Source organism: Coleofasciculus sp. H7-1, from assembly GCF_057473865.1.
In genome coordinates this window covers 113,622-122,095 of sequence record NZ_JBYCCT010000056.1, presented here as the reverse complement: position 1 = coordinate 122,095, position 8,474 = coordinate 113,622, and the positions used below count along the sequence as shown (strand labels likewise).

4 protein-coding genes are annotated in these 8,474 nt (G+C 48.0%); 3 read left to right on the top strand and 1 reads right to left on the bottom strand.

Annotated elements, in window-relative coordinates; all coding sequences use genetic code 11:
• Positions 1-273: 273 nt before the first annotated feature.
• Complete coding sequence (gene miaA, locus AC2VDX_RS14465; RefSeq protein WP_486928186.1) at positions 274-1,191, bottom strand: tRNA (adenosine(37)-N6)-dimethylallyltransferase MiaA; 918 nt, start codon at positions 1,189-1,191, stop codon at positions 274-276.
• 331 nt (positions 1,192-1,522) lie between these two features.
• Between miaA and AC2VDX_RS14460 the strand changes: the two genes are divergently transcribed.
• The 3 genes from AC2VDX_RS14460 (at position 1,523) to AC2VDX_RS14450 (ending at position 8,446) form a co-directional block, all read left to right on the top strand.
• The gene (locus AC2VDX_RS14460; protein ID WP_378181965.1) at positions 1,523-5,119 is read left to right on the top strand and encodes a DNA gyrase subunit B; all 3,597 of its coding nucleotides are present in this window, start codon (positions 1,523-1,525) and stop codon (positions 5,117-5,119) included.
• A 343-nt stretch (positions 5,120-5,462) separates the two neighbouring features.
• The gene (locus AC2VDX_RS14455; protein ID WP_378181946.1) at positions 5,463-6,425 is read left to right on the top strand and encodes a type IV pilin-like G/H family protein; all 963 of its coding nucleotides are present in this window, start codon (positions 5,463-5,465) and stop codon (positions 6,423-6,425) included.
• 92 nt (positions 6,426-6,517) lie between these two features.
• A complete protein-coding gene (locus tag AC2VDX_RS14450) occupies positions 6,518-8,446 on the top strand; it encodes an ABC transporter ATP-binding protein (protein ID WP_378181943.1) in 1,929 nt (642 codons plus the stop codon).
• Positions 8,447-8,474: the final 28 nt, after the last annotated feature.

The window sequence follows — 8,474 nt, the reverse complement described above, 5'->3', positions numbered from 1 at the left end:
GACCTTACCGTGTTTCTTAGTTTATGGTAACATATATTTAGACAGTTATATAAACAGAATATTTTGCTCGTTTCGTCGTTGTGGTCTTCCCGGTTCTCACTGCGCTCAAATGTGGTCAGACCACACTCCTCAACTCACGCGCAATTCATCTCAACACTGACCTGAGTACAGGTACAGTGTGAGCCTTCTCGCTGTATAAGGTAAAAATTTGCTGCATACAACTCGAAAATGTATGAAGTCAAATTAGTTACAAAATTGAACGGAAAGTTAATATCAAGTTTGAGTCGGTACATCCGGACAATTAGTTGCGATAAATTCCAGCACCCGTTGCCACACGCACTCTAATAAATCGGGTCGATTTGCCTCAAACCACTCAATTTGGGGATAAGCGCGAAACCAAGTGCGTTGTCGCTTGGCAAATTGACGAGTGTGCAAAACTGTTAACTCTTTCGCGTCCGATAGAGAAATCTCTCCAGCTAAATATTGCTTCATTTCCCTATAACCTAGCGTATCCAGCAGCGGCAGATCGAAACCGTATTTCTCACAGAGGGTTTTTACCTCCGCTTCCCACCCTGCTGCTAACATCTGTTCAGTTCGCTGTTCAATGCGGTGAGTGAGGCTGTTAGAGTCAGGACAATCTAAGCCAATCTGGAGAATGGGATAATCGGGTGGATTCTCTCCTTGCTGCTCTGAAATGGGGCGACCCGTCACATAAAATACTTCTAAAGCTCGCAATGTCCGCACGGGATCGTGAGGATGGATTTTCTGAGCGGCAACTGGATCGACTTGTTGCACAAAGGCGTAGAGTTGAGTTTGACCGAGGGATTGCAGTTGCGATCGCAATTTTTCCTGGGGCGCTACTCTAGGAATCTTTAACCCCTGCACAATAGAACGGATGTATAAACCCGTCCCTCCAACCAGTAGAGGCACAGAAACCCCACCTAAAGCAGCAATTAAAGCTTGCGCCTGCTGCTGATAATCCGCCACCGTCAAAGTTTCCGTGGGATCGCAGATATCAATTAAGTAGTGCGGCACCAACTTGCGCTCAGCATCTGTTGGCTTAGCCGTGCCGATATCAAATTCGCGGTACACTTGACGCGAATCAGCGCTAAGAATTACAGAACCCAGTCGCTGCGCCAACGCCAAAGCCAGTCCAGATTTTCCCGTCGCCGTAGCACCACAGATGACAATGAGTGCTGAGGGTTGAGGACTGAGGGCTGAGGGTTGAGGGTTGAGGGTTGAGGACTGAGGGTTGAGGACTGAGGGTTGAGGACTGAGGGTTGAGGGCTGAGGGTTGAGGTAATTTTCCGCTGCTTCCTCTGTCTCTTTCTCCCCTCTGCCGTTCGCTTGTGCCACTGTGCTTTCCTGTTTTGTTACCTTTCACTAGGTACATCCCCTAAACAAATATCTCTTGAACTTGCCCTGGGGTCGCCCCGGAACCTTTTGTGCTACAATTTTGGAGTGTTTTTACGTTTTTGAAGTCCCGGTGGGCTTCCAAGCCATTATTGGAGAATTCTTATTCATGACGAGCAGTTACAGTGCCGATCAGATTCAAGTTCTAGAAGGTCTTGAACCAGTCCGGAAAAGACCGGGGATGTACATCGGTTCGACTGGCCCTAGGGGACTCCACCATCTAGTTTACGAGGTGGTGGACAACTCTGTTGATGAGGCTCTGGCTGGCTATTGCACCCATGTAGAGATAGACATAAACGCCGATGGTTCGGTGACGGTGACAGACGATGGGCGCGGGATTCCTACAGATACTCATCCTACTACTGGCAAATCAGCTTTGGAAACGGTGATGACGGTGCTGCACGCCGGAGGGAAGTTTGGCGGCGGCGGTTACAAGGTTTCTGGTGGTTTGCACGGTGTCGGAATCTCCGTAGTGAATGCCTTGTCTGAGTGGGTGGAAGTGACCGTTTGGCGCGAGAAGCGGGAGCATACGCAGCGTTTTGAGCGGGGTATTCCCGTCACGGAACTGAAGGCAAAGCCAATTCAAGAAACGAGGACAGGCACGTCGATTAGTTTCAAGCCAGATTTGCAGATTTTTTCCACGACTGGCATTGAGTTTGATTACACCACTTTGGCGAGTCGTCTGCGGGAGCTTGCGTACTTAAATGCGGGTGTCAAAATCACGTTTACTGACAACCGCCTGGAATTGGTTAAGGGTGGGGAGCCAAGAGTAGAAACCTACTGTTACGAGGGAGGTATTAAAGAGTATATCGCTTATATGAATAGCGATAAGCAGGCTCTCCACGAAGAAATTATCTATGTATCAGGCGAACGCAACAATGTGCAGGTAGAAGTGGCGTTGCAGTGGTGCGTGGATGCTTATACAGACACGCTGCTGGGGTTTGCAAATAATATTCGCACAGTTGACGGCGGTACTCACCTGGAAGGGTTGAAGGCGGTGCTGACGCGGACGTTGAATGCGATCGCTCGCAAGCGCAATAAAATCAAAGAAAATGAACCGAACCTCGGCGGTGAGAATGTCCGCGAAGGTTTAACTGGCGTTATCTCCGTCAAAGTTCCCGATCCGGAATTTGAAGGACAAACTAAAACCAAGCTGGGTAACACCGAAGTTCGGGGAATCGTTGATTCTCTTGTCGGCGAAGTTCTGACTGAATATTTAGAGTTTCGCCCTAATATTGGCGATGCGATTCTGGAAAAAGCGATTCAAGCTTTCAAAGCCGCAGAAGCAGCGCGTCACGCACGAGAATTAGTGCGCCGCAAATCAGTTCTGGAATCTTCCCCTTTACCGGGTAAATTAGCCGATTGCAGTACGCGAGATCCCTCAGAATCTGAGATTTATATCGTCGAAGGCGACTCAGCCGGTGGAAGTGCCAAACAAGGACGCGACAGACGCAACCAAGCTATCCTCCCATTGCGCGGTAAAATTCTCAACATTGAGAAAACCGACGATGCCAAAATCTACAAAAACACCGAAATCCAGGCGCTAATTACTGCACTGGGATTGGGTGTCAAGGGTGAGGAGTTCGATGCTTCCCAGCTGCGCTATCACTGCATCGTGATTATGAGCGTAGCTGGCGATGAACCAACCCTGGTAATGGACAATAGTGGACGTACAGAGTTCGTCTCAATTGGTCGGTTTATTGATGACTGCGTTGAAGGTCGTCGCGCCGTTGACCAATATCAGGTAATGTCTTTTGACCAAGTTACCCACGCCACGCGCTTTCGACCTCTCAAAGCGGTGATTCGGCACGGTCATGAGGAGCCGATGTATAAAATTACAACGCGCTACAACCGTTCGGTCAAGGTGACATCCTCCCACAGCGTCTTTGTCTTTGAAAATGGACAAGTTGTTCTCAAAAAAGGCAGCGAAGTAAAACCAGGCGATATCTTGGTTGCTAGTCGGCGTTTACCGCGTCCAGCTAACAGCCTGACGCAGATTGATTTGCTAGAAACTTTCTACCGTACCGAATTAACCAAGGCGCTGTATGTCAAAGGCGAAGACGTGCGGCGAGTTGCTAGTGGGCGCGTGTTGGCAAAGGTAGAACGGCAGGATTTGTGGAAGGAACCGCGAATTATGTTGGATGTAGCCGGATGGCAACAGCTGATTAAATCGCGTCAGACAGCAGGATTAAGTCAGAAAAAAGTTGCCACAGCTTGCGGTGTTAAGCAGCCAATTACTATTAGTCACTGGGAACGCGGTATCAACCGACCGATTTTGTCTCAATTCCTCACCTATCTGGAAACGATTGGCGGAAACGAGAACATTATATATGAGCAGCTGCCATCTAAGATTGATGAGCGACTTGCCCAAGACGATACCAGCAAGAATGCGCGGTGGCGCGAGGTTAGTTGTTACAAAGCGTTAGACGAGTTTACATCTAGCGAAATTGCACAACTAGGGGCAGATGTGCAGATTGTCCCGCAAGCGCACGGCGAAAAGGCTATGCCGCGTTATTTACCAATTACCCGCGAGTTGATGTGGTTTTTGGGCTGGTACGTTGCGGAAGGAACTCTGAGTCAACATCAGGTTAGCCTGAATTTGGGCAAGAAGGATGAGCGGTTTATCCCAGAACTTAAAGCAGCGATTGTTGCGGTATTTGGCGAAACACCGCGTCAGTATAACGATCCTGACAGCGATGGGATTAAACTCTACTTCAACAGTGTCGCCGCTGCGCGATTGTTGCAAGCTTGGGGTTTAGCAAAGCTAGCGCATCAGAAGAAGTTGCCAGATATTCTATTTAGTGTTTCTGAGGAACACCAACTGGCTTTTCTGGAAGGCTATTTCTTGGGTGATGGGACGACAGGTGGATGCAACCTATCCTTTACCACAAATTCTCAGGAATTAAAGGATGGACTGTTATATCTGTTGGGACAGTTGGGCATTATTGCCACTAACACTCATCATCAGCCGTCAACACATCCTGATGCACCAATTCAAACGCGACATTCTTATTACACCATTGCGATTTGTAGCAAACAACAACTTACCGGCTGTCGCCAGATTTGGCAACGTCATGCTAATGCACATAAGCTGGAGGCGCATCTAGTAGGTGAATCTCGCAAGGCTCAAGATTTTGTGCCAATTAGCGATGATTTGATGGGGTTGCGGGTAATTAGTGCTGAGGAAATAGAATTAGTTGGCGATTACGTTTACGATTTCTCGGTTCATGATGACGAAAACTTCGTCTGTGGAACTGGGGGTTTGTGCGCTCATAATACTGATGCTGACGTAGATGGGGCGCACATTCGGACGCTGTTGTTGACGTTCTTCTATCGCTATCAACGGGCGCTAATTGAGCAGGGTTACATTTATATCGCTTGTCCTCCACTCTATAAGGTAGAGCGGGGACGCAATCATTACTATTGCTATAGCGATCGCGAACTCCACAACCTGGTGCAAAACGAGTTCCCCGCCAATGCTAATTACACCATCCAGCGATTCAAAGGCTTGGGTGAAATGATGCCGCAACAGTTGTGGGATACTACGATGAACCCGGAAACTCGCACCCTGAAACGGGTGGAAATTGAAGACGCGGCTGAAGCCGATCGTATCTTTACCATCTTAATGGGCGATCGCGTCGCACCCCGCCGCGAATTTATCGAAACCTACGGTCCTCGCCTCAACCTCAACGATCTAGATATCTAGATTTTCCGGTTGAAATGATTGAACACCCAAAAATTTGGCAACTAATGTAAAAATAATTAGTACAAAGGTTGCATTCTTACAAAAGTATGGTTAATTGAGAACTTAACCATACTTTTGTCTTTTAAGGCAGTTGCACCAGATTCCCTATCAATACTGCGCCAAGAGAACGCGATCGCTATTTTTTACACTCAGCTCGAAGCCCGCAAAGGGATATAGCTTGGTTATGTTATAACTTGAGGGAAACTATATTTGCAATTTCATGTCTTACTAATTTAATCTTCGACATTTCACGGAAAAATCATCAAAATTTGGAAAAGAAATATCGAGCGAACACTAAAAAATAATGAATCACTTTATCATCAACCTTTCCAAAGCTAAACTCCCTGTTAATAGCAAGTTGATTGTATCCACCTTATTAATCGCAATCAACAGCATCCTGGTGACATCGGCAAGTACCCCAGCCAAAATGCCCCCAGCAGCGACTCCAGCCAAACCCGCACCAGCAACGACCACAGCCACCCAGCAATTTGTAGGGCAATGGCAAGCCAAAGACCCCACATCGGGGAAGCTGGTCACGTATGTATTTGCGCCAGAGGGAAAATTATTCATGGTGTTTCCAGCACCCGATGGGACTCAGGTTGCCATCGGAATTAAGTACCAAGTCAATCCCACGACTAAACCGGGGCAACTTGACCTAGTTTTTAGCAAAAAAGACAGCATCCTGAGCATTTTTGAGTTTATCGATCGCGGTAAACTACGCCTGGAATTACAGGGACGGCAAGTTGGACAACCCAGACCAAGTGCTTTTAGCCCCAAGGCAACGGTATTCAAGAAAATTTCCGATACCGCAACATTGCCCCAAAATGCCAAAGTAATTGAGCTGGAAAATGCACAGAGTCAGATGCCCGACGATTCGCAGCTCCCAAAACCGCAAACAGAAGCCAAACTGTATATCGCTATGGTCAACAAAGCGCAGCAGGCTTATTATCAGCAAAAAGGTAAATTTGCCACAAAAACCGAAGATTTAGGTCTGGGAGGCGAGCCAGCCAGCGTATATTACAACTATCGGCTGGTGTCACCAGGAAATGACGCCCAAAGCGTGATGATCGCCGCCCAAGCCAAGAATGCTGAGATTCATAGCTACACGGGCGCTGTGTTTGCCACAAAAAGGAACGGTGAAGCCACCACCCTCGCAGCGGTTTGCGAAACCCAGCGCCCCTCAACCTCACCTCCAGCGATGCCGAAACCGCCTCAGAGTGGCTCATCAGCAGTTCAATGTCCATCTGGTTCGCGTCTGTTACAGTAATCGACTGCCAATGTCGCATCTATCAACAACCCGATTGATTCCCTCATCGCATCGATTGTTAAGATACAGTTAAATTTCTCGCTTTGACTGCCATGAGTGACACCGTTTTAGACATCCGCAACCTGCAAGTTCAATTTTTAACTGATGAAAAGCAAATTCTGGCAGTTGATGGTATTTCCTTCAAACTGAGTCGCGGGCAGACTTTGGGCATTGTGGGAGAGTCGGGATCGGGTAAATCGGTGACTTCCCTCGCCGTCATCGGTTTGGTGCCAAGTCCGGGGAAGATTAGCGGTGGTGAAATTTGGTTTCAAAACTCACAAGAACGGGGCGGATCTTTAGTAAATCTGCGGGATCTGAGTGCAGAGGAGCTGCGGAAATATCGGGGTGGTCAGATTTCCATGATTTTCCAGGAACCGATGAGTTCCTTAAACCCAGTTTTTACGTGTGGGTTTCAGTTAGTCGAGGCAATCCGTCAGCATCAAAATGTAACACCTGCCGAGGCGAGGCGGCAAGCGATCGCTCGTCTCCAAGAAGTCAAACTCCTCGCTAACGACGAAGAGATGCGGCAACGCTATCTAGAAGAAAGACCGGAAGCCAGAAGAGATAGCGTTGCGGAAATTAATCGGCAGATCAATCAGCAAAAATTGGCAATGCTGGAGCGCTACCCCCACGAACTCTCCGGCGGGCAATTGCAGCGGATGATGATTGCAATGGCAATTTCCTGCAATCCAACGGTGTTGATTGCTGACGAACCGACGACCGCCTTGGATGTAACGGTACAAGCGACGATTTTGGATCTGTTGCGGGAGTTACGGGACGCCCGTGGGATGTCGATGATGTTTATCGGTCACGACTTGGGGGTGATTGCTGAAATTGCCGACGTTGTCGCCGTGATGTATCAAGGCAAAATTGTCGAATACGGCTCGGTCGAGCAAATTTTTTCTAACCCTCAACATCCTTATACCAAAGGTTTGTTAGCCTGTCGCCCCAGCCTCACCCGCCGGTTGAAATACCTGCCTACTGTCGCTGACTTTATGGAAGTGGTGAAAACACCCAGCGGCGAAATCGAAATTCGAGAAAAAACAGGAATCAAGAGTCAGGAGTCAGAAGAAATTCTGGATTTAACTCAAAACTCAGAAGCGATAGATCGCATCTCTACAACTCAAAAGGCTCTACTATCTGTCCGCGATCTCCAAGTTGGCTTCCCAATCCAGGGAATGTTTGGTCAAACCAAACGCTATTTGATGGCGGTGAATGGCATCTCATTTGATGTTTATCCTGGTGAAACGCTGGGATTAGTGGGAGAATCCGGCTGTGGCAAAAGTACCTTAGCTCGTACCATCCTGCGCTTGATCGAACCGACGAGCGGTCAGATCGAGTTTGAAGGGGAAGATATTACGAATGTCAGTAATCGGCGAATGCGGCAATTGCGACGGGAGATGCAAATTGTCTTCCAAAATCCCTTTAGTTCTCTCGATCCGCGTCTAAAAATTGGAGATGCGGTGATGGAACCGCTACAAATTCATCACTATGGTAAGAATCCGAAGGAACGACGCGATCGCGCATCCTATCTCTTAGAGCGTGTAGGCTTAAATCCTGCCTGGATGAATCGCTATCCTCACGAGTTTTCTGGCGGACAGCGCCAGCGGGTTTGTATTGCTCGTGCTTTGGCACTCAATCCCAAATTCATCATCTGCGACGAATCTGTTTCGGCGCTAGATGTCTCCGTACAGGCGCAAGTGCTGAATTTGCTCAAAGAAGTACAAAACGAATTTGGCTTAACTTACATCTTTATTTCCCATGACTTGAGTGTGGTGAAATTTATGAGCGATCGCATCATGGTCATGAATCGGGGCAAAATCGAAGAAATTGGCTCCGCTGAAAATCTCTACCGCGAACCGAAGCAAGAATACACTCGCCAGTTAATTGCCGCCATTCCTACCGGCAGTCTAGAACAGATTCAGCAGCGTCAGCAAGACCGAATCAAGATATCAACAGGAGGGCGAGAAATCGTTAGCTAAGTATTCATACTTGGCTGAATCTATAGTT

Coding starts and splice junctions, on each gene's coding strand:
- AC2VDX_RS14455 (WP_378181946.1), top strand. CDS start 5,463: ATGAATCACTTTATCATCAACCTTTCCAAAGCTAAACTCCCTGTTAAT.
- AC2VDX_RS14450 (WP_378181943.1), top strand. CDS start 6,518: ATGAGTGACACCGTTTTAGACATCCGCAACCTGCAAGTTCAATTTTTA.
- AC2VDX_RS14460 (WP_378181965.1), top strand. CDS start 1,523: ATGACGAGCAGTTACAGTGCCGATCAGATTCAAGTTCTAGAAGGTCTT.